This is a genomic window from Phycisphaerae bacterium (assembly GCA_024102815.1).
Lineage (GTDB): Bacteria > Planctomycetota > Phycisphaerae > UBA1845 > UBA1845 > JAGFJJ01.
In genome coordinates this window covers 1-21,102 of the sequence record JAGFJJ010000074.1, presented here as the reverse complement: position 1 = coordinate 21,102, position 21,102 = coordinate 1, and the positions used below count along the sequence as shown (strand labels likewise).

At 63.6% G+C, this 21,102-nt stretch carries 12 protein-coding genes and 1 tRNA gene; 10 read left to right on the top strand and 3 right to left on the bottom strand.

Features of this window, described 5'->3' with window-relative positions:
• Positions 1 to 55 precede the first annotated feature (55 nt).
• Positions 56 to 128: transfer RNA gene (locus tag J5J06_18640), tRNA-Glu, on the bottom strand.
• Positions 129 to 419: 291 nt separating this feature from the next.
• Between J5J06_18640 and J5J06_18635 the strand changes: the two genes are divergently transcribed.
• The 10 genes from J5J06_18635 (at position 420) to J5J06_18590 (ending at position 15,755) form a co-directional block, all read left to right on the top strand.
• Complete coding sequence (locus tag J5J06_18635) at positions 420 to 1,466, top strand: extracellular solute-binding protein (protein ID MCO6439115.1); 1,047 nt, start codon at positions 420 to 422, stop codon at positions 1,464 to 1,466.
• On the top strand, positions 1,463 to 3,025 hold the full coding sequence (locus tag J5J06_18630) for a hypothetical protein (protein MCO6439114.1): 1,563 nt from the start codon (positions 1,463 to 1,465) through the stop codon (positions 3,023 to 3,025). The genes J5J06_18635 and J5J06_18630 overlap by 4 nt, the downstream gene beginning before the upstream one ends.
• A 135-nt stretch (positions 3,026 to 3,160) precedes the next feature.
• Positions 3,161 to 4,267 carry a pyruvate dehydrogenase (acetyl-transferring) E1 component subunit alpha gene (gene pdhA / locus J5J06_18625; GenBank protein MCO6439113.1) on the top strand — a complete coding sequence of 369 codons (1,107 nt, stop codon included), beginning with the start codon at positions 3,161 to 3,163 and terminating at the stop codon, positions 4,265 to 4,267.
• 100 nt (positions 4,268 to 4,367) lie between these two features.
• Complete coding sequence (locus J5J06_18620) at positions 4,368 to 5,348, top strand: alpha-ketoacid dehydrogenase subunit beta (protein MCO6439112.1); 981 nt, start codon at positions 4,368 to 4,370, stop codon at positions 5,346 to 5,348.
• Positions 5,349 to 5,454: 106 nt separating this feature from the next.
• The gene (locus J5J06_18615; protein ID MCO6439111.1) at positions 5,455 to 6,789 is read left to right on the top strand and encodes a 2-oxo acid dehydrogenase subunit E2; all 1,335 of its coding nucleotides are present in this window, start codon (positions 5,455 to 5,457) and stop codon (positions 6,787 to 6,789) included.
• A gap of 80 nt (positions 6,790 to 6,869) precedes the next feature.
• Positions 6,870 to 8,261: a dihydrolipoyl dehydrogenase gene (gene lpdA, locus J5J06_18610; GenBank protein ID MCO6439110.1), complete on the top strand. Its 1,392-nt coding sequence runs from the start codon at positions 6,870 to 6,872 to the stop codon at positions 8,259 to 8,261.
• 50 nt (positions 8,262 to 8,311) lie between these two features.
• Positions 8,312 to 9,748 (top strand): tRNA lysidine(34) synthetase TilS, encoded by a 1,437-nt coding sequence (gene tilS, locus J5J06_18605; protein ID MCO6439109.1) that lies wholly within the window; start codon positions 8,312 to 8,314, stop codon positions 9,746 to 9,748.
• Between the two features lie 83 nt (positions 9,749 to 9,831).
• Positions 9,832 to 11,073: a hypothetical protein gene (locus J5J06_18600; protein MCO6439108.1), complete on the top strand. Its 1,242-nt coding sequence runs from the start codon at positions 9,832 to 9,834 to the stop codon at positions 11,071 to 11,073.
• Positions 11,070 to 14,744 carry a hypothetical protein gene (locus J5J06_18595; GenBank protein MCO6439107.1) on the top strand — a complete coding sequence of 1,225 codons (3,675 nt, stop codon included), beginning with the start codon at positions 11,070 to 11,072 and terminating at the stop codon, positions 14,742 to 14,744. Before J5J06_18600 ends, J5J06_18595 begins: the two co-directional genes overlap by 4 nt.
• A gap of 75 nt (positions 14,745 to 14,819) precedes the next feature.
• Positions 14,820 to 15,755 (top strand): DUF368 domain-containing protein, encoded by a 936-nt coding sequence (locus J5J06_18590; GenBank protein MCO6439106.1) that lies wholly within the window; start codon positions 14,820 to 14,822, stop codon positions 15,753 to 15,755.
• Between the two features lie 15 nt (positions 15,756 to 15,770).
• On the opposite strand, the gene J5J06_18585 is transcribed toward J5J06_18590, so the two are convergent.
• Positions 15,771 to 17,684 carry a DUF3857 domain-containing protein gene (locus J5J06_18585; GenBank protein ID MCO6439105.1) on the bottom strand — a complete coding sequence of 638 codons (1,914 nt, stop codon included), beginning with the start codon at positions 17,682 to 17,684 and terminating at the stop codon, positions 15,771 to 15,773.
• Entirely contained in the window at positions 17,677 to 19,740 is a 2,064-nt protein-coding gene (locus J5J06_18580; GenBank protein MCO6439104.1) for a DUF3857 domain-containing protein, read from the bottom strand. The genes J5J06_18585 and J5J06_18580 overlap by 8 nt, the downstream gene beginning before the upstream one ends.
• Between the last annotated feature and the right edge of the window lie 1,362 nt (positions 19,741 to 21,102).

The window sequence follows — 21,102 nt, the reverse complement described above, 5'->3', positions numbered from 1 at the left end:
TCACATGAGGACAGGCTGGAATGGGTGGGCGTGGACGAAGTACGGATCGGACGATTACCCCCAAGGGGATTCGAACCCCTGTCGCCGGCTTGAAAAGCCGGTGTCCTAGGCCTCTAGACGATGGGGGCGTATTCGCTCGGCGCCCGTCCGCGGCCGCGCCGGCGGACGAGACGGCATCACGCTTGTGGCAGCGAAGCACCTTCCAACGGCGTTTGCCACCTCCGGCATGGTAGAGTTAACCTTCCCGTTCTGCAACCGAGCCCACGAGGAACGGTCCGGCACATGCGGAAGACCGCGGAGCGCGATTCCCGGACGCCACCACGGCTTCAAATGAACTTCGCTTGAGGAGTACGCGGCGCCCACCCGGCCGAATTGGAGTCGCCCCTTTGCGTCCAACAGCCTTCCAGGAGTGGACCACGATGCATCTCCGACGCCTGACCATCGTATCGCTATCTACCTCCTTCGCCCTGTTCGGCCTCGCCTGCGAACGGAATCGGGAACACTCCGGAAACAGCTCCGCCAAAGCCTCCGGGGAAGTCGTCGTCTACACCAGCGTCGATGAGCAATTCGCACGGGACGTCCTCAGGGAATTCGAAGCCAGAACCGGTGTGACCGTCCGGATGATCGGCGACGCCGAAGCGGGAAAAACCACGGGACTGGTTAACCGCATCCTGGCCGAGGCCAAGAGCGGGCGTCCGCGGGCCGACGTCTTCTGGTCGGGCGAGATTTTCAACACGATTCGACTGGCCCAGGAAGGTGTTCTCGAGCCGTATGGGTCCCCTGATGCGGACGATATCCCTGCTCGCTTTCGAGATCCCGCCAACCACTGGACGGCCATGGCCGTCCGCGCCCGCGTGATCGCTTTCGACCCAAGGCGGACGCCACGTGAGGCCGTCCCGGCCCATTGGGAGCAGGTCGCTGCACCGGACTTTGCGTCGCGCACGGCCATCGCCAACCCGCTGTTCGGCACCACCTCCGGACACGTCGCCGCGATGTTCGTCCTTTGGGGCGATGAAAGGGCGCTCGCTTTTCTGGAGAGCCTTGCGGAAAACGGGGCCGCTATCGAAGCCGGAAACAGTGCCGCTGTCCGCGCCGTTATGGACGGCCGGGTCGACTTTGCCTGTACCGATACCGACGACGTCTGGGTGGCGCAGAAGGCCGGAGCCTCGGTGGACCTCGTGTATCCCGACATGGGTGGCGGCGGAACGCTGCTCGTTCCCTGCACCGTGGCGCTGGTACGAGGCGCACCGCATCCCGCCCCCGGTAGAGATCTCGTCGATTACCTGGTCTCCGCGGAGGTCGAGCGAATGCTTGCCGAAAGCCCTTCGCGCAATATTCCCGTTCGTGCCGCTTTGCGCGAGGAACTCGGTCTCACTTGGCCGCCGGAGACCGAAGTCGACTATCAGGCCGTCGCCGACGAAATGGAGAAGGCCATGAACATCGTGCGGAACGTGCTTCTTCGGTGATCGCCCGCATCTCGATATTCGCGCTTCGACTGCTCACGGTCGCTTTGTTTGCCGCCGCAATGGCTTGGCCGGTGTCCGCCCTCATCCTTCGCTGCCTTGAAGAGGGACCTTTTGCCGCAACTTCGTGGTGGCCGGGCGACCGTCAAGTCGGGTTGTTGCTCCGCAGTTTCGGTCTTGCCGCCGGCGCGTCGGAATTGGCGCTGGCCATCGGCATGTTGGTCACCGGGCTCTCGGGACGTCGGTCCGACCCCCTGGGCTCCCGCCCGTGTCGCGCGATGCTCCTGTCGGCCCTTTTGTTTCCGCCCATGGTCTACGCGTTTGGATGGCAGAGGATTTTCCCCGGAGGATTTCCGGCGGAGCTGCGTTGCGTCGTTACGTGGGCGCTGTGGGCATGGCCGATTCCCGCCGCAATTCTGTCCGCGGCATGGCGATCCCGTGCGCGAGACGTCCTCGAAGCCGCCGCGCTGGAAACCACTGGAGCGAGCTCACTCTTGCGGATCGGTGCCCCCCTCCTGGTCCGCGAGATCGTGCTCGCTGTCCTGCTGCTGTTTGCTCTGTTTTTTGCCGATTACGCCGTGCCGCACGCCTGCGGGCTCGCCGTATACGCAACGGAACTACTCAGTTGGGCAACCAGCTCAAGCCGCGTGGCCGACACGCTGCTGCCGGCGATTCCCATGGTGGCGATGCAACTCATGGCGGTGATCACTCTCTTGGTTCTGGCTCGGCGCGCGACAGGCAGTTACGACGCACAAGACGTCGGCGACGTGTCCGGCAGGCGAGCACCTTTGGATCGAGGGCTCCTCGTCATCACCGGTGTATTCCTCGTCGCTCAGATTCTCCCCCTGGCCGGGCTGATCGCCCACGGCGGTTCGTGGCGGTCGATGATCGACACATGGCACGTTCATGGCGGCGACCTGGCCTGGTCGGCATGGACATCGGCCGTCGGTGCGATGCTCGCCGTCGGCGGCGCATGCGGTCTGCTGACGTGGACGACGCTTTCTGCCCGGCGAGTTACCGGACGATCGGCCGCACGCGCCATGGGTCTCGCTGCGTTGCTCGTCGGTGCCCTTCCCGGCGGACTGATCGGCATTGCTTTCATCGCCGCCTACAACAGCAACCTGCTCGGATACGTTTACGACCATTGGATAGTGCTCTCCCTGGGCTACGTCGCCCGATTCGGCTGGATTGCATACCTCGCTGCGATCATCGCGTTACCTCGTCGGTTCCCGCGCACGCTGGTCGAGCAGTCCGCGATCGATGGCGCGAGCCCTTCCGACAGGTTCCGCTTCGTCACCCTCCCCCTGATCCTCCCAGACCTTGTCGTTCTCTGGATGATCATCTCAGCGTTGGGACTGGCGGAAGTGCCCACCACCGATCTCCTCCGCGTGCCCGGATACACGCCCGTTTCCCAGGTCCTGATCGAGAGCTTTCACCGCCTGGAGGACGGCAAAATGGCGGCGATTTGCATCTGGTTGATGCTGGCTGCGCTCCCGGCGGCAATCCTGATCGGGCTCCGTCGACCGCGGCGCAACATTCCGTCAGCCCGCCACTTGCGGTGATCCGCCCAGTGGGCGCTCTGAGGTCCGACTTGCATCACGAGGTGGGTTCCCGCTAAGCTCCGGCAAAACCAGCCCGGGAGGCCATGAGAGGTTCCAGCATACTCCGGGCATGAGCCCGACGGAGACTGTGTCAGCGTGCCCCGCAAGCGGATCGAAATCAAGCCGAAGGTCGAGTATCTCTCCATCCTGGACGGCGACGGTAACGTGGACGAGGCCCTTGATCCCCGCCTCGACGCCGATCGGTCCCTCCATATTTACCGCCTCATGGTCATCGCCCGCCGCTTGGACGAGCGGTGTATCAATATGCAGCGCCAAGGCCGGATCGGCACGTACGGACCGTGCCGGGGTCAGGAAGCCGCCCATTGCGCTTCGGTTGTCGTTCTGGAGCAGGCCGACTGGCTGGTCCAGGCGTTTCGTGAGCCTGGCGCGGCCTATCACCGCGGCTGGCCGCTGGAAACGGTCTTGCGATTCTGGGGCGGATACGAGGAAGGCTGCCGCCCACCCGACGGCGTCAACGACCTCCCCATCGCCGTTCCCATCGCTTCACAGGTCCCCCACGCCATGGGCATCGCTTGGGGCATGGTGACAAAGAATGATCCTCACTGCGTTCTTTGCTATTGTGGTGACGGCGGCACAAGCGAGGGCGATTTTCACGAATCGCTGAACTTCGCCGGCGTTTACAATTTGCCGCTGATAACGCTTATCCAGAATAACCAATGGGCAATTTCCATCCCTCGCGAGAAGCAGACCGCCTCCGAGACCATCGCCCAGAAGGCACTGGCGTACGGCTTTGACGGCATCCAGGTGGATGGAAACGATCCATTGGCAGTGTACGTCGCCACCAAAGAAGCCGCGGACAGAGCCCGTTCGGGCGGCGGGCCCTCGCTGATTGAAGCGGTAACTTACCGCCTTAGCGTCCACACCACGGCCGACGACCCCAAGAAGTACCGGACGGACGAAGAGGTCGCCCGGTGGGAGAAACTCGACCCGATCCCTCGATACGAAAAGTACCTGCGCACCCGTGGAATCCTCGACGACAAGCTGGTGGCTGAAGTCGAGGAAGACGCGCTGCGCGATGTGGCGGCGGCCGTGGACCGTTTCGAGGCCAGTCGCGAGGTCGATCCGCTGGACTGCTTCAAATACATGTATGCGGAGCTGCCGCCGGAACTGGCCGAGCAGCGTGAGGAATTTCGCCAGGCCCTGGAACGCGAAGGTTACGGAAAGAGCGCGGGCGGGCACTGAGAAGCCGGAATCTCGATTCCGGGACGCCCGATTGACGCTGCTGGTACGGGCCGGCGATTCTCCCGTCCGCAGCTAGCCTGTACGGAGGACTGACGAGCCGATGGCGCAATTGACCATGGTCGCGGCGTTGAACAAGGCGCTCGATGACGCCCTGCGCGCGGACGAGAGTGTGGTCCTGCTCGGACAGGACATCGGCGTGGACGAGGGGGTCTTCCGGGTCACGGCCGATCTGCTCAAGCGATACGGCGAGAAGCGCGTGATTGATACACCGCTGGCGGAAGGAGCCATCGTCGGCGGTGCCATCGGCATGGCGCTTTATGGGCTCAAGCCCGTCGCGGAGATGCAATTTTCCGGCTTCGCCTACCAGGCGTACCACCAGGTTGAACAACATGTGTCTAGGTTCCGCAACCGCACGCGGGGGCGGTTCGGTGTTCCGCTCGTCGTGCGCATGCCTTACGGCGGCGGTATCCGGGCTGTCGAGCATCACAGCGAAAGCCGCGAGGCGATTTACGCGCACACGCCGGGCCTGAAGATGGTCATTCCCTCGGGACCGCGCAATGCGCGGGCCCTGCTGCTGGCGTCAATCTTCGATCCCGACCCCGTCATCTTCTTCGAGCCCAAACAGGTGTATCGGTCTTTTCGTGAGGAGGTTCCCGACGAGCCGGAGCAAATGCCGATCGGCAAGGCTCAGGTCGTGCGCGAGGGGACGGACATCACCCTGGTCTCTTACGGAGCCATGATGCGTCCGACGCTGGAAGCCGCCGAAGATCTGGCTGAGCAGGATCGCGTATCCGCGGAGATCGTGGATCTGCTCTCCGTTGCCCCGCTGGACACGGAAACGATCGTCCACTCGGTCCGCAAAACCGGTCGCGCGGTCGTGATACACGAAGGCCCGCGGCGCTGCGGGATCGGAGCGGAGGTTGTGGCCCGCATCGTGGAGAAAGCCCTTCTGCATCTGGAGGCCCCGATCCGTCGCCTCACGGGCTACGATACGCAATTCCCCTATTTTGCCCGGGAGCGGGCGTTCCTGCCCAATGCCGACCGCATTGCCCACGCCGCTCGGGAAGTCTTGGCTTTTTAGTCGGCTGTCGTAGGATACCGTACCGCCGTCGGTCAGTTCGGGAGGTTTGCGGGCCAGCGAGTCGATCATCGATTCGGCCTGCCCCGGCGGCGCAGGGAGTGCAACCATGCCCAAGGAATTTCGATTGCCCGACCTCGGCGAGGGGATTGCCGAAGCCCAGGTCGTTCGCCTGCTCGTCAAACCCGGCGAGCAAGTTAAAGAAGACCAGTACCTGATGGAAGTGGAAACGGACAAGGCCGCGGTGGAGATTCCCTCTCCGTACGCCGGCGTCGCGGAGAAAATCCACGTCCAGGAGGGCCAGACGGTCAATGTCGGTGACGTGATTGTCTCTTTCGGGGAGGTCGGCGCGAAGACGGATTCCGGAAAGTCTGAGAAGAAGGAGAAGGAAGCGGAGTCCAAGCCGAAGGCGGAGCAAAAGCAGGAGACGGCCCAGACCCGAGCGCCCGTCGAACGCGAAGCACCGGAAGCCCCCGAATCCGGCGGGGCGCGGCGCACGACGGCCCCGGCCGCCCCGGTCGTCCGCAAACTGGCCCGCGAACTGGGTGTGAATATCGATGACGTTTCGGGATCGGGCCCTGGCGGTCGCGTGCTCAAGGAAGACGTGGAGCAATACGCCGAAGGCAATGGTCGACCCGCCGGCCGAGGCGACCAGGATCGAGGCGCGGGCATGCCCGCCCCGGCCAAAGGTCGCCCGACCCCACGCCCCGCAGGTCCGCCGCCCGGCGAAGTCAGCCAGGACAAGTGGGGAACCATTCGCAAAGCGCCGATCAACCAGATCCGAAAGACGATCGCCATTCAAATGAAGCGTTCGGCGTTTACGGCCGTGCACGTCACGCACAGCGATGACGTGGACATCACCGAGCTGGATCGCGCCCGGCGGGAACTGAACGAGGCCACGGGAGACGATCCGAAGCTGACGATCATGGCCTTCGTGATTCGTGCGGTTTGTCTGGCGCTGCGGAAACACCCCATCTTCAACGCCAGTTTCGACGAGGAAAACGGCGACATCATATACAAGGACTACGTCAATCTCGGCATTGCAGTGGATACGGAGCGGGGGCTGGTTGTTCCGGTCGTGCGCGACGCGGATCAGTTGAGCATGCGCGGGATCGCCCAGGCGCTTCGTCAACTGGCCGAGAAGGTCCGAACCAACCAGTTCACCGTTGACGAGCTTCGCGGGGGAACATTTACGATCACCAACGTCGGCGCGCTGGGCGGAACGGTCAGCACACCCATCATCAATTATCCCGAGGTGGCAATTCTGGGCCTGGGACGTTCGCGGAAAATGCCGGTCTTCCGCGACGGTCAAGTGGCCGAGGCACTGATGCTGCCGATCAATCTCTCCTTTGACCATCGCGCCACCGACGGAGCCAATGCCGCCCGCTTCGCGGGGGATATCATCAGTTACCTGACAATGCCCTGGAGGTTCCTGCTGGATTGAGCATTCAGGCAGCACGGGGACCGGAGCGAATCCGCCCATCCGCAGTTGGAATCGCAAAGAGACGGAAGGAAACCCATCGCATGGTAGTCGGCGAATTCACGCAGGAGACGGACCTTCTGGTCATCGGCGGCGGTCCGGGCGGCTACCACGCCGCTTTTCGCGCCGCGGAGAACGGCATCCAGACAACCATCGTCGAGTCCATGCCCGCCCTCGGCGGTATCTGCCTGCACGAAGGATGCATTCCCTCGAAGACCTATCTGTCGATGGTCGAGACCATTCACACCGCCGCCCTTTACAAGGAACGGGGCATCCAGTTCAACAAGCCCAAGATCGACCTCGACGGCGTCCGCGGCTGGAAAGAGCAGGTGGTCGGCAAACTCTCCGGCGGGCTGGATCAGCAGGCCAAGAAATACGGCGTGGAGCGGCTCACGGGCACCGCCCGGTTCGAGGACGGCAAGCAGATCGTTGTTGAGGGCAAAGAGATGCTGCACGTCCGCTTCAAGCGGGCCATCGTCGCCACGGGGTCGAAATCGATCCACCTCAAGGGCGTGCAGATCGACTCCCCGCGCGTGCTCACCTCGCGGACGGCGCTCGATGTGGCCGACATCCCCAAGACGCTGCTGGTCATCGGCGGCGGATACATCGGGCTGGAACTCGGACAGGTCTACGCCGGTCTCGGTTCCAAGGTCACGGTGGTGGAAATGCTCGACGGCATTCTCCCCGGAGCGGACCGCGACCTCGTGCGACCGCTGGCCAAACGCCTGGACGAGCAGTTCGAACAGATCTGCCTGGAAACCAAGGTAACGGCCATGAAGGAGGTCAAGGACGGCATCGAGCTCGAATTCGAAGGCAAGAACGTCCCCAAGTCGAAAAAGTTCGAAAAAGTGCTCGTTTCCGTCGGGCGGCGTCCAAATTCCGAAGGGCTGAAACTCGACAAGGCGGGCGTCGAAGTCGATTCCCGCGGATTCATCAAGGTCGATGACCAGTTCAAAACGACGGCCCAGCGCGTCTACGCCATCGGCGATGTCATTGGCAATCCCATGCTCGCGCACAAGGCAGCCCACGAGGGGATGGTCCTGGCCGACCGGCTCGCGGGTAAAAAGGCGGCGTTCGATCCTCGTGCGATTCCGGCCGTGGTGTTCACCGACCCGGAAATCGCCTGGGCGGGGCTCACCGAGGAAGAAGCCAAAGCCGACAAACGGGACATCGTCATCAAGAAGCTGCCCTGGTCCGCGTCGGGTCGAGCCGTGGCCCTGGGTCGCACCGACGGTGTCACCAAGCTCATTTTCGACAAGGGGACGAACCGCCTGCTGGGCATCGGCATGGCCGGCGTTCACGTCGGAGAGATGATCGCCGAAGGCGTGGTCGCTCTGGAGATGGGCGCGGTCGCCCACGACGTGGCCGCGTCGATCCATCCCCATCCGACTCTCTCGGAGACGATCATGGAAGCTGCCAACATGCTGCATGGTTAGCCTTCGAAACCGTTCCCGGCGGCTTCACGGACAGATCGAGAACCCGCAACATGATCCGGACACTCGCGCAGGAACTGTTGATGGAGGAGGTCATCCGGCCGGATGATTTCCTCGTGGTGGGCGTCTCCGGCGGGCCGGATTCCATGGCCTTGCTGCACATCCTGCAAGACTTGAACCGCATCGCAAAGTGGTCGCTGCGCCTCCACCTGGCCCATCTGGATCATCAACTCCGCCCTGAGGAGGGAGAGATGGACGCAGCGTTCGTACAGGCGGCGGCCGACAGCCTGGGGCTGCCCCTTTCGGTGGACCGGCGCGACGTGGCTCGCATCGCCCAGGAGCGGCGGGAGAGCGTCGAGGAAACTGGAAGGCGCGAGCGATATGACTTCTTCGAGCGCGTCTGCCTGCAAGTGGGGGCGAGACTCGTGGCCGTGGGCCACCAGGCCGACGACAACGCCGAAACCGTCCTCCATCGGGTGCTTCGCGGGACGGGGATCCGCGGGCTTTCGGGAATCCCCCGCCGCAGACCCCTAACGACGGAAAGCAATATCACGGTTGTCCGGCCGCTTCTGCGACTCACACGGCAGCAACTGCTGGCGTACCTGTCAGATTCGGGGATCGCCTACCGCGAGGACCATACCAACGCCCTCCGCGAACCGATGCGCAACCGCATCCGTAACGAAGTCATGCCCCTGCTCGAGCGGGAGATCAATCCGCAGGTCCGCGAGGCGCTCAACCGGCTCGGCGAGCAGGCCCAGTGGATGGAGAGCTTTCTCCGGGAGACCGTGCAGCGAACCTTCGAGACGCTGATCGTGGCCCACACGGACCAGTCGCTCGTATTGAACGCGGAGGTCATGGCTCGCAAGAGCCGCATTGTGCAGACGGAACTGGTACGCCTGGCTTATCGGTCCTTCGGCCTGGGGGAGCAGGATCTGACGTTCGGGCACATCATGTCGGCGTTCGAGCTTCTTGGGGAAGGCGGTGCGGGAAAGCAGGTCCAGTTCCCCGGAGGGGTAACGGTTGAGCGCCGCTATCACCAGTTACATTTCTCCCTGCCGCGCGATGAGCCGCGCGAAGATATTGCCGAGGAAGTCGCGGTTCATGTACCCGGCACGACCGTGCTGCCTCGCAGGCGGCTGGAGATTGAATGTGTGATTCGCCATGCCGCGGCCGAGGATATTCACGCCCTTCGCCGCGCCGGCGGCGGACAGCAGGAATTCCTCGATCTTTCTTCGGTGCACCTGCCGCTGGTGATCCGTACGCGGCGGGCCGGAGACCGCTTCTGTCCGCTGGGTGCCCCTGGTTCGAAAAAGCTCTCGGATTTTCTCAGCGACATCAAAGTGGACACGGACGACCGGCGTAACATCGCCCTGCTTTGCGACCAGCTCGGACCGATCTGGGTGATCGGCTTCCGGATCGATGACCGCGTGAAGCTCACTGAACTGACCCGGGATGTGCTGCACGTTCAGGCCCGATCGCTCGAAACGTGAACTACGACTCCGCTCGAATCTCGCCGCAGCCACCCGCCCGTCCCGGCCTCGCGAGCACGAAATCAAGACAAGTTCCGATAAGAATGCTGGCCGCGATCTTTCTGATCGCGTTCCTCGTGCGTTTCGGATGGGGCGCGTATCGATTTAATACGAGTGAGCACGTCTCAGCGCTGGAGTTCCCCGACGAGCGGCAATACTGGCACATGGCCTCCTCCCTGCGCGAGGGCGACGGGCTTCGCGACGAATTCGGCTTCCGGGCCTCGCGTATGCCGCTTTACCCCGCTTTCCTGGCTCTCGCCGGAAGCGAGCCCACCGGAGTGTTGAGGGCAATCTTCAGGCAGTGGTTGATTGGCGGTGCGGCCGCAGCGCTGGCGGCGGGACTGGCATGTTCGATGATCTCCGCGCGCGCGGGGTTGATCGCAGGGCTAATCGTGGCCTTCGATCCCTTTCTCGTTTTTTTCTCGTCGCTGCTGCTCACAGAAACGGCGGCGACGACCGCCCTGATCGGCCTGTGGTGGGCGGCTTGGCCCGCGGTGGGCAATCCCGATGCTAGATTCAGCAATCGCCGGGCGCTGGGCATCGGAATCCTCATGGCCATTTCGGTCTATCTTCGCGAATCCAGCCTGGGTCTGATCATACTGCTGACCGCCTGGATGATCTGGTCGCGGCGGAACCGCCGTGGCGACATCCTGCGAGCAGTCGGTTCGCTTCTGATCGTGGCGCTCGCCCTGGCTCCCTGGGCCATTCGTAACCGACTGGTCACGGGACATTGGGTCGTACTGACGACGCGCGGCGGGATATCGCTCTATGACGGCGTTCGCCCGGGGGCGGACGGGAGCAGCAACCTGGCGGACGTCCAGCAGGCGCCGGAAGTCGCTCACCTCGATGAGGTGGCCTGGAATGAGTACTTTCTCAACGCCTCCTTCAAGGCCATCCGTGACAATCCGGAGCGCATCCTCGACCTGGCGGCACAGAAGATGGAGCGAATGTGGAATCCCTTCCCGAATGTGGGAAGTTATCAGTCGCCCTTGATTCGCCTGGTCTCGGCGGCGTGGATGGTCCCCTTCTACGCGCTCGCTGTTGCGGGAATCTTCATTCTGCCGAAAATAAGGGGGGGCATTGAATTCCGCGAGGTTTTTTTTCTTTTGTTGCCGGCGCTGTACCTCAGCGCGCTACACTCTCTCTTTGTGGGGAGTGTGCGCTATCGCCTTCCGGCGATACCCATGCTGGCTGTTCTGGCCGCCGCTACGCTGGCGGCGCCGTGGTTCGGACGACGAGGCAGCGTAGCCGGTACCGTCGAGACCCCGCCCCCGAAGGAATCATGAGCGAAGTCCCCAAGAGTTCAAGGCCGATTCGAAGCGGCCGTTTCACCCGCCGCCTGCTCGTCGCGATTCTCTGCACGGTCGGGGGCGTGGCCATCGCGATACCGCTCATCTACCATCGCCTGACCGACAGCGAGCGCATCCGTCGCGCGGCCGAGCTCTACCTGCAACGCTACACGACCGGCCTCGTCCGCGTCGGCAGCGCTTCGTTCTCCTGGGACGAGGGCATCCGACTTCACGACGTCCGCGTGTTGGCGTCCGATGCAGACGAGGAGTCGCTCCTGGCGGGATCTCCCGCGAAACGGTCCCGCCTTTCCTCGACCGTCGATTCCGGCGAGCCCACCCGCAACACCTATTGCACCGCTTCCGAAGTGGCCATCGAGCCGAGCCTGACCAGTGTTCTCCTGGGTGGACTGGGCATCGAATCGATCACCGCCGTGCATCCGCACTGCACGATCGTCCGCGAGGGAGACCATACAACCCACCTCACGGGGCTCCTCCGCAAGGAGCTCTTCGCCAACTCGAAGCACCGGACCGTCACGCTGCCGCGCATCGAACTTCGAGAAGCCAACCTCCGTGTCGTGGATCATTCCGATCATGGCGAACGCATCGTCGATGACATCACGCTGGACGTGCGGGGCCGGGCCGATGATCAGGACCCGCTCCTTTACGATGTGGTCTGGCAGCGCGAAGGCGACGCGTCCGCGGGGGGATACACCCAGATCGATCTGCCCGCCGGGAAGTTCCGGAATGTCTCCGGCGGCCTGCCGTGGATGTCGCTCGAGGCGGTGATGATCGCCGTCAACGCCGAATTGGGCGAATCCGGCTCCTGGGCTGATCTGCTCGGGCTGGAGGGCACGGTCCGTGCGAGTGATTATCGCTTCAGCACCGACCCTGCACAGGAGCGTTCCGTAACCATCGAACTCGAGAATGCCTCCCTCTCCATACCCGCCGACGAATACGAGAATGAACTGCCCGCGGATCAACGCTATCTTCGCTTTGACCGCGTCAACGGCACGCTCACGGTCTCGGACAAGCGCGCGGAGGCGCGCTTCCACGGGATGTTCCATGACAGTCGCTGCGAGGTCGTGGCCACGCTGGTCGGGGGTGGCGGGCAGCTCAAGTCGCTCGACGACGTGGCCGTTGACGTGCAGCTGACCTTGCGGGATGCGGAGCTTCCCACGCTTGACGCCCGCGTGGATGTATCCCAGGCCCGCTTCCTTGACCGCTTTCCCCCGGTCGGAGAGTTCATCTGCGACTACGACCCGCACGGCTTCATCGACCTGGATCTCAACGTGGCCAAGGAACTTGGCGCCGATGCCCCCTTCGAAGTCCGCAATCTCCTGCTGACCGCCCACGGGGGAGACGCCCTTCCCCGCTGGTTCCCGTACCGCGTGTACGACATCACGGGAACCATTGAAATGACGCCCGATGGCGTGGTCGTTCCGCTTCTGCGGGGCACGCGCAACGGAAGCGAGATCGAGTTCAGCGCCTGGCTTTCGGACTCCACGCGATGCGCGGAAGGAATCATGCGCGTCAAGGCACGAGACGTGCCGGCCGATGACGATCTACTGGCCGCGCTGCCGGACCGTTACGAGCAAATCTGTCGCACGTTCCATCTCGGCGGCATGTTCAGCGCCGATCTGGAGCTGACCCGGGAGCGCTGCGAAGACATCATGCAACCCAAGGACTGGCACGGAGCCACCCGGCTCGTGCTGCGCGAGGGGAATGCGCAATACGAGCACCTGCCCTACCGTGTGGAAGACATTTCAGGAAACATCGCGATCGAGAATGACATGCTCCTGCTCGAGAATGTTCGCGGGCGTTCGGGCAGCGCGAGGTTGGCACTGAATGGAACCGCGCCGGTCAGCGACGATGCGTCCGGACAAACAGACCTGCTTCTCAGCGCAATTGATCTGCCCATCGATCAGAAACTACTGGAGGCACTGCCGGAGGAAGCCCGGACCAGGATTGCGGGAGTCGTTCAGGGCGGGACCATCGACCTGGATGCCCGGATCTTCTACGACGCCGAGTCGGGATCGCCATCCTACGATGCCGGAATCACGCTCAACAACACCCGCTTGCGTCTGCCGCAGTGGCCGGCGGAAGTCCACGGCGTTTCCGGTTCCCTTCACCTCTCGCCGACCACACTGACGCTGCATCACGTGACCGGCGTGACCGACAAAGCACGAATCACGGCCGACGGACGATGGTCGTATGGGTTGCCCGCCGGCGCGGTGGACCTGAACGTATCCGCGGCAGGTCTGCGGCCCAGCGACGAAACGCTCGCTGCCATGCCCGCGTCATTGACCGAGCGTCTCCACGGCTGGAATAGCAATGGCCCGATGGACATTCGCCTCCAACTGGAGCGAAAGCGGGGCGGCGACGCCGTACGACTCGCCCGTGCCGAAGTCGACCTTCACGCAGCCACGCTGAGAAACGCGGCGCTGCCACTGCCCCTGGAGGACGCCATTGGAACGATCCGTCTGGATGCCAAGGGTGTATCGGCACAGAACCTGACGGGGAGGTGGGGCGGAGCCTCGGTCCGGGCATCGTTGGCGCTGGGGGGAAACGAATCCGGTGCTCATGGTGAACTGGAACTGCACGCCTCCAATCTGGGATTGGGATCAGCCCTTCGCGACGCCCTGCCCGAGGCATTTCGTTCTCGCTGGGATCAACTCCAACCGGCTGGGACGGCGGACATACACCTTAATCGCGTGAAGTTGGTTCGCCCGAATGGCGCAAAGCGATGGACCACCGAGGTTGACGCTCGGGTCGATCTGGGAGGCGTATCCCTCGTGGAGCGGGGCGTTCGTGACGCCTTCGGAGCCTTGACCATTCACGGTTCGTTGCACGACGCCGATGGCAGCACTTCGCTTTCCGGAGACCTTCAACTCGAAGCCTTGAGCTTGTTCGGGCAGCGCGTGAAGGACCTCCACACGGACTGGTCGCTCGGACGCCTGCCGGGCGGAAGTGGCCGGCTGGACTTCAAGAACACGGAAGCATCGCTCTACGACGGCCGCATCGGAGGCCAGGGCTATCTCGACTTCACCGGCGCAAGCCCGTCCTATGGAACGTCGATGACATTGCGCGAGGTGCAGATCGCACCGATGATCAAGTCTCTCACCGAGGACACCGACCGCCCCGCCGACAAGAAGCCTCCAACCCGAGGTCGCCTGGACGCCCGTGTCCACGTTTCGGGAACGCTGGGAGACCCCCTCTCGCTTCGCGGAGGCGGCAGCGTGGAGATTCGGGACGGCTACCTTTACCGACTGCCCGTCATCCTCGCCATCCTGCAGGTGATCAACCTCACCCCCCCGCAGGACGATGTTTTCGACGGCGCTTTCGCCGATTTCTATATCGTCGGCCGGCGGGTGCAGCTCGCCAACGTCGAACTTCGCAGCAAGGCGCTCATGCTGACCGGATCGGGCGAGTTGTCCATTCCCGACAAGGGGCTCGACCTCAACCTCATTCATACGAACCCGAACCGGTGGACGCGCCTGCCCGTCCTGACTGACCTGATGGAAGGCGCTTCGCGAGAGTTTGTTGAATTGAAGGTCACCGGCCCGCTTTCCCGCCCCACCGTTCGAGCCCGTGCCCTCCCGGGCCTCGTCGATGAACTCGGCCAGTTGTTTCAACGCCGGGAATCGCCCATCATCCGCCCTGCCGGATAACCCGGCTGGAGATCCAATCGGGTGGACCTCCCCGCTCGGGCTCGCTCTTGCCGGCAAGATCGCAAGGATGCATGGATGACTCGAATCGATACAATCCCCGCCGAGGCCCTTCCGTCCCCCCTCAAGCCCGTCCCGATCCTGCGCACCTCGATCGCCGGAGTCCTCATGGGACTTGCCAATCTCGTCCCCGGGATCTCCGGCGGGACGATGATCGTGGTCATGGGTCTCTACGACACCTTCATCGATAGCGTCGCCGATGCCGCGCGGCTGCGGTTCACCCGCCGAAGTCTGCTCTTCCTGGGCCTGTTGGTGATGGTTGTGGCGCTCACCATCGTTCTCCTTTCGGGAGCGGTTGTGCGGCTGGTCACCCTCCATCAGAGCGCCATGTACGCCCTGTTCATCGGCCTGACACTGGGCGGCGCGCCCCAGCTGACCGGTATGATCGGTGGCAAGCCTGCTTCGGCGATCGCAGGCGTCGTCGTCGGATTCGGACTCATGGTGCTGATCGCCACCACCGGACCGGAGTCCGTGGACCGCGCGGCGATCAAGGAAGCGGTGGCGGCCGGAACCCTGGTTGTCCAACCCAGTTATGCCAGGGATTTCTTTGCTGGAGTGCTGGGGATGTCGGCCATGGTCCTGCCTGGTGTTTCCGGCGCCTACATGCTGCTCGTCCTCGGACGATACGAAACGATTCTGGCGTCGATCTCACTGGCCAAGAGCTGGGTGCTCTCCGCCGGTCGGGAAGGCGACGTCGCGGCCATATTCGGCGTGATCATCCCCACGGCCATCGGCGCGGCGCTTAGCCTGGTCGGATTCTCCAACCTCCTCAAATGGCTGCTGCACCGGCATCGGCGACCGACCCTCGGAGTCCTGTTGGGCATCCTGCTGGGCTCCGTCGTGGGAATCTGGCCGTTTGACGCCACCAGCACTGGTGCGGACTTCGCCACCGGCGCCGGACTTGCCGTTGTCGGCTTCCTGACCACGCTCGGACTTTCGCGGATCAGCGCCTGACGACACGTGCCGAGTCTACTCCGCGATCGCCAGAACCAGGCTCGCGTCCGTGCGAAGGTCGTTCATCACGTTGCGCACGCCGGGCGAGTACACATTGGCCGGAATCCGGTCCGAACCGGATGCGATCTTCCGGTGCCAGGTCACGACGCCGTCTTCGACTCGCACGTCCTGTCGAACCGTGAAGTCCGCCGAGTGGTCCGTCGACGACATCCGCCCGCCGGGCAGCGCGGCCGAGTAGTCCATCGCAGCCGGAACGATCACCGGCGATGCCCCCTTGGGCAGCTCGATCCGCAGCAGAATTTCTTCGCCGAAGGCGTCGGCCAACTGCACGTCCCCGCTCCGCTCAGAGACCTCCAGCGGCAAAGGAACCGCGGCAAGATGCGCCGGACCCGTGCCGAGTCGGAGCACGCGGACCTTGTCGAGCACAGAAAGAGGCTCCTTGGTGGAAACCTCCACCGATGCCCGCAGCGTTCCGGGGGAGAGCTCCTTCACCGCGATCTCCCCGATTTCGAAACCGGACAGCACACTATGGACGTACCGCGCCAAGGTCGACCGCTGGCCGTCCGTATCATCGATTTTCCCGGGATCGACGAAGACCCCCGAAAGCGCCAGGACCAGGGTCCCTTTGGCGGTGCCGTCCTTCGACAAGGCAATCGCTCCGCGAATATCCAATGTGCTGGGATCCGCGTCATCGGTGGCAAGAGCCCCCTGATCCACATCGCCGTTGTCATCGATCGTGAGCAACGCGAGATTCCGGTTCTGCGGCGTGCGGTGCCATTCGCCGTGTCGGATGTCAAAGTAGTGCGTCTCATCTCCGACACGCGCCGCAACGACAACGCTCTCCAGCGCTTCAAACGACGGCGCGGCCGGGTTCCAAAGATCGTCGTTTGCCAGCAGCTTGACGGAGACCGGAACGTCCAATGCCTTGATCGCCGCGGCGAGCAATGCCGCCGCCTCGAGCGGATGGCCGTAGTTGGCGCGAAAGATCTCCGCCGCCGGTCGACAACTCGGATTCCTCCAGAGCCGCGACGCACCCACGACACTGAACCGCTTGCCGAGCACCTCGACAATCCGCCGCACACGCGCCTCGTCACCAAGCTCGTCTTTTGTCGCCTTGTCCACGAACGCCCGAAGTGCCTCATCGGCCTTCGCCGCCGACTCTACGGTCTCGAGCAGCGCCGTCACGAACGATCGGTCGTCCGGTGCGGTCGTGAAGACGAGCCGGGCTCCTTCCTCTACTCCCGGAACAGACTGAGGCTCCACGTGGACCGGCTCAATGTCCGACCATTCCCATTCATACGTCGTCCGCCCGTCGGCTTCACTGCGATGCTGCCGGCTCCACGCACAACCCGTGTCGCCCTGCACGAATTGGAGCGGCGTGCCCGAGGGCACCGTAACGCTTACCTCCCGATGTTCGATCGGATATTCATCGTCCAGGCGGATGTTGTCGCCCGGAAACATCCACCCTCCGGGCGGGGATGTGACTTCATAATCCAGCACCAGCACCGCTCCGGGCTCGATGCCGCTGAAGGAAACGACAAGCTGCTGCCAGTCGGCGTAGGCGGGCCAGCCTGCGGTATCGCCCGGACCGGCGAGATTGCGCGAATAGTCAGGGACGTCCAGCGTCCGCCCGTCCGGCGCAATCGTCTTCGCTTCGTGAATTATGACTTCCTCGGACCCACCCCGGAAGTCGATGCGCGGATCGGCGAACCGACGGATCGGCCGCGTATTCATCAGCTTCACCCGCTGAACTTCACGCCGTCGAACGGAACCGTCAGCTTCGATCGTCCAATGTTGCTGCCACTGCTCGATGACAGCGTCGGCAACCGGAGCCTTCTGTGCATCGGCGCTGAATGAAAGCGGGACGGCCGGCCCAACGAGCAATGCCGCCAGTAGAAACGCACTTACGCGGCCGTTGTACTTACTCATGCCGCACCTTCCCTTCTTCGATCACCGAGGCCGTCTTCGCGCTCGGTTCGTCCCCTCCCCCGGAGGAACACAGCACCCAGTCGTCCGAGATCGCGTGCATGGCCTTAAGCGCCTTCCGCAGCGCCGGATACTCCTCGGGGCCGATAATGTGCTTCTTCAATGCCAGCTCAAACCGGTAATGAAGTTCACCGTTACCCGGCGTCGCCTCGAATGAAATCGACGCCGCGGGGCCGTCCATTTTCACGGCATCGGGAACGTGCTCGACCTTCCACCCCGGTGGCAGCTTGATCGTCTCGTCATAGCGCACGAGCCGCGTCGCCCGCATGCGCAGGCCGTACGTCCGCTCGGGCTTGTCCAGCGGCTCCACCACATCCGAAAGGAAGAAGTCCGCCAGCGGGTGCGACATGAGCGGCAGCCGGAACATGTGCGTTCCCGCGTCGCCCAGTGCATACCGGTCCGCCGCAACGGTCATGTCCACCTTGGAATCCTCGGTGTAGTCGTACGGATCGGTGTGATCCAGCGAAACCAGCCGCGCGTTCGGAGCGATATTGAGCGCCCGCTCGAACGCCGCCCGCTGACGATCCTCCGGGTAGCGCTCCACGCTTCGCCGCAGATACGTGCAGGGATAGCCGTGCATGTTCATCACGATCCGCGACTCGAGCTCGCCGTTGTCCAGAATGATCGACTCCGCCTGCGTCTCCAGCCGGTTGTACTCCGGCTCGAAATACGGCGACTGCGTGAGCGGCTGGCCCTCCGGCGTGCCGTACACCAGATGCTGCTCGGCCTCCCGGCTCGACCAGAACTCCCGGCTGAGCGGAACCCACGTGGGGTCCAGGATCATGAACGTGCCGTCCTTCTTGCGCAGAATGGTTACCGTGTGGTTGAACTGATCGGCCGGTATCGCCTCCACCCGCGATCCCGCCATGGTCAGCGCCGCGTACGCATCGAACCCTGCCACGCGAAGCATGGTCACGAGCATGCCCGCCTTGTCCTTGCACACGCCGCCACGATCCTGAAACGTCTCGACGCTTCGATGAATCGTGAATCCTTCACACGGACCTCGCGATGTGCCGTAGTAACGAACGTTGTCCGCCACCCAATGTTGAAGCGCCGCGATCTTATCCTCGTCGGTGTCGAGCCCCTCGATAAGCTCCCGCACCTTGGCGCGAATCGCGTCGTCGGCCGCGAACTGCCCCTCGTTCGCCTCGTAGAACCAGCGCGACTTCTCCTCCCACGTCCCCACCGTAGCCATGACCACCTTGGGAACGGCGTCGTCCAGCGCCACCATGTGCGGCTCGCGCTTCACCGCCGGGATGTCGTCCGCCGTCCACGTGTAGATGTGGTAGTCGCCGTCGAACCACAGGGAATTACGCAGCGGACCGTTGTACACCTCGTATTGCACCGGCATGTCCTTGGGCATGTGCACCGAGTAACGCTTGTGTAGAATCGGATCTCCTGACTGAAACAGCGTGACCTCGAACCACTCGCCGGGCATGGGCGGCGTGAGTCCGTCCACGTCGGCCGATGCCAGCGCCGCCGCGCGATAGTCGGCCGCCGACATCCCCCCATCATGTAGATACGCGATGTTGTACCCCGTCCGGCTCAGCCGCAGCTCGACGCTGTCCCCCACCTGCAACCCCGGCAACGCCAGCACGTGCTGCTGGTTGCCCCAGTAGATGGACCATTGCCGGGCGGGCTGCGTGACCACGCTCACGTCCACGTCCTCGATCGTGCCGTCCGCCCGATGGATACGCGCCGCGCGAACGTGGAGGCGATTCGTCGCCGGGTCAAACTCGAAGCGTTGCACCGACTCCGCCTTCACACCCTTCTCGGTGAGCAGCTTGACCACCTGCCGGCTTTCCGTCGTGGCCACGCCCGTGGGACGCACGTACACGTCCGCCTCGTCCAGAACGTAAACAATGTCGGCCCCCTTGAAGGACTCGGCATCGCCGGCCTCGGCGATCATCGCCTTGACCTCATCGTCGGTCGCCGGACGCGGCGGCCCGGCCAACGCCGCCCCGCAAGCGCCCAATCCGACAACCACCGCAAGCAGCAAACGTAGGGTGCATCTTGATGCACCTGTCCGAGGTAGCGTGCACCTTGATGCACCTCTTGACGCCTCTTCGCCCCGCCGGGGCGCTCGTTCGTTGCCAGCCCGAGGTGGTGTGCATCTTGATGCACCTGTTCGCGGGTAGGGTGCATCTTGATGCACCTCTTGGCTTCGGGGTGAGGCAACGTGTCTTGGATCAAACGCCTCTTCGCCCCGCCGGGGCGCGCGGGCGGGTCCGCGCCGGGTGCCATGCCCACGCTTCGCTTCGAGGCGTGGGCATGCCTCTTGTGACGAATGCCCGAACACCTCTTCGCCCCACCGGGGCGCATGTTCGTTGCCAGTGACTTCAGTCACTGGTGCACGATCTTCTGCCCCCTCTCCCCCTTCTCTTCGCCCCGATAGGGGCGCGCGGAGGAACCCGCGCATCCAGCGACCCGCCGACTTCTCCCCGCGTGGCCGCTCCTCGTATTGATACCGGGATTTGAGACTGGGCATGAACTCCGCCTCCTTCGTTTTGCAGGCAACGCCGATCGTCATCCGGTCAGCGCCGACATGCGGCTCGATTCGACTGCGCCTTCTCCGGCCTGTACCCCCAGTGCTCCAACGCAGCCTGTTCTTGGGGTGGCATGGCCAGGCGAAGCGCCGCCATGTACCACGGAAGACATACCGGCGCCCGGCTACGCCGGACTTGAGCATGGCACCCCACCCGTAGGTTTGAGTGCGTCGTCGCACTACGTTGCAGGCCTACTCTAGCAATCGACCGGATGCAATTCCAGTTGCAGCGAGCCGGGGCGCAATGCGGCCGCCGATCCCGTCATTCTCCACCACTCCCCCTCCGCCCGTAATTCCGGCGAGCGCCGAAATCCAGTATATGGGAGGGCCGTCGGTACCCTTCGGAATCGTGGTGCGGGGGCATGTACTGGCCGCGACGCAGATTCGTAGGGTGCGTCCCCCGACGCACCATTCATCCTCCGTGGGGCATCGCGGTTCGCGTGTCGCCAGACACGCGGTTCGCATGCCTTTACTCTCGCGCTACGGAAAGTGATAGCCGAGTAGGGCGCACCTTGATGCACCAATTCGAAAGTTGACCATGTCCGATCGCCCCGATCTACCGCCTGGTCAAGGTCCGCGCCAAGCAGGACGATGTTACAATCCAAACCGCCGACTACGACGGTACCGGGCGCAGAATCAAGAAAGTCGTGTCAAACCGGGGTGACCTCGACGCGACCGAGTTCTATTATTATGATGGATGGAAGGTTATCGAAATCCGCCAGGGCAGCGGGACTGAAATGGACCGCCAATACATCCACGGGACGCAGTACATCGACGAGCACATCATGATGCGGGCCGCGGGCAAGGGTGACCTCT

Bases quoted from the DNA above. Each gene is read 5' to 3' on its own strand.
- J5J06_18635 (MCO6439115.1), top strand. From the start codon at position 420: ATGCATCTCCGACGCCTGACCATCGTATCGCTATCTACCTCCTTCGCC.
- J5J06_18620 (MCO6439112.1), top strand. From the start codon at position 4,368: ATGGCGCAATTGACCATGGTCGCGGCGTTGAACAAGGCGCTCGATGAC.
- J5J06_18615 (MCO6439111.1), top strand. From the start codon at position 5,455: ATGCCCAAGGAATTTCGATTGCCCGACCTCGGCGAGGGGATTGCCGAA.
- lpdA (MCO6439110.1), top strand. From the start codon at position 6,870: ATGGTAGTCGGCGAATTCACGCAGGAGACGGACCTTCTGGTCATCGGC.
- tilS (MCO6439109.1), top strand. From the start codon at position 8,312: ATGATCCGGACACTCGCGCAGGAACTGTTGATGGAGGAGGTCATCCGG.
- J5J06_18600 (MCO6439108.1), top strand. From the start codon at position 9,832: ATGCTGGCCGCGATCTTTCTGATCGCGTTCCTCGTGCGTTTCGGATGG.
- J5J06_18595 (MCO6439107.1), top strand. From the start codon at position 11,070: ATGAGCGAAGTCCCCAAGAGTTCAAGGCCGATTCGAAGCGGCCGTTTC.
- J5J06_18590 (MCO6439106.1), top strand. From the start codon at position 14,820: ATGACTCGAATCGATACAATCCCCGCCGAGGCCCTTCCGTCCCCCCTC.
- J5J06_18585 (MCO6439105.1), bottom strand. From the start codon at position 17,684: ATGAGTAAGTACAACGGCCGCGTAAGTGCGTTTCTACTGGCGGCATTG.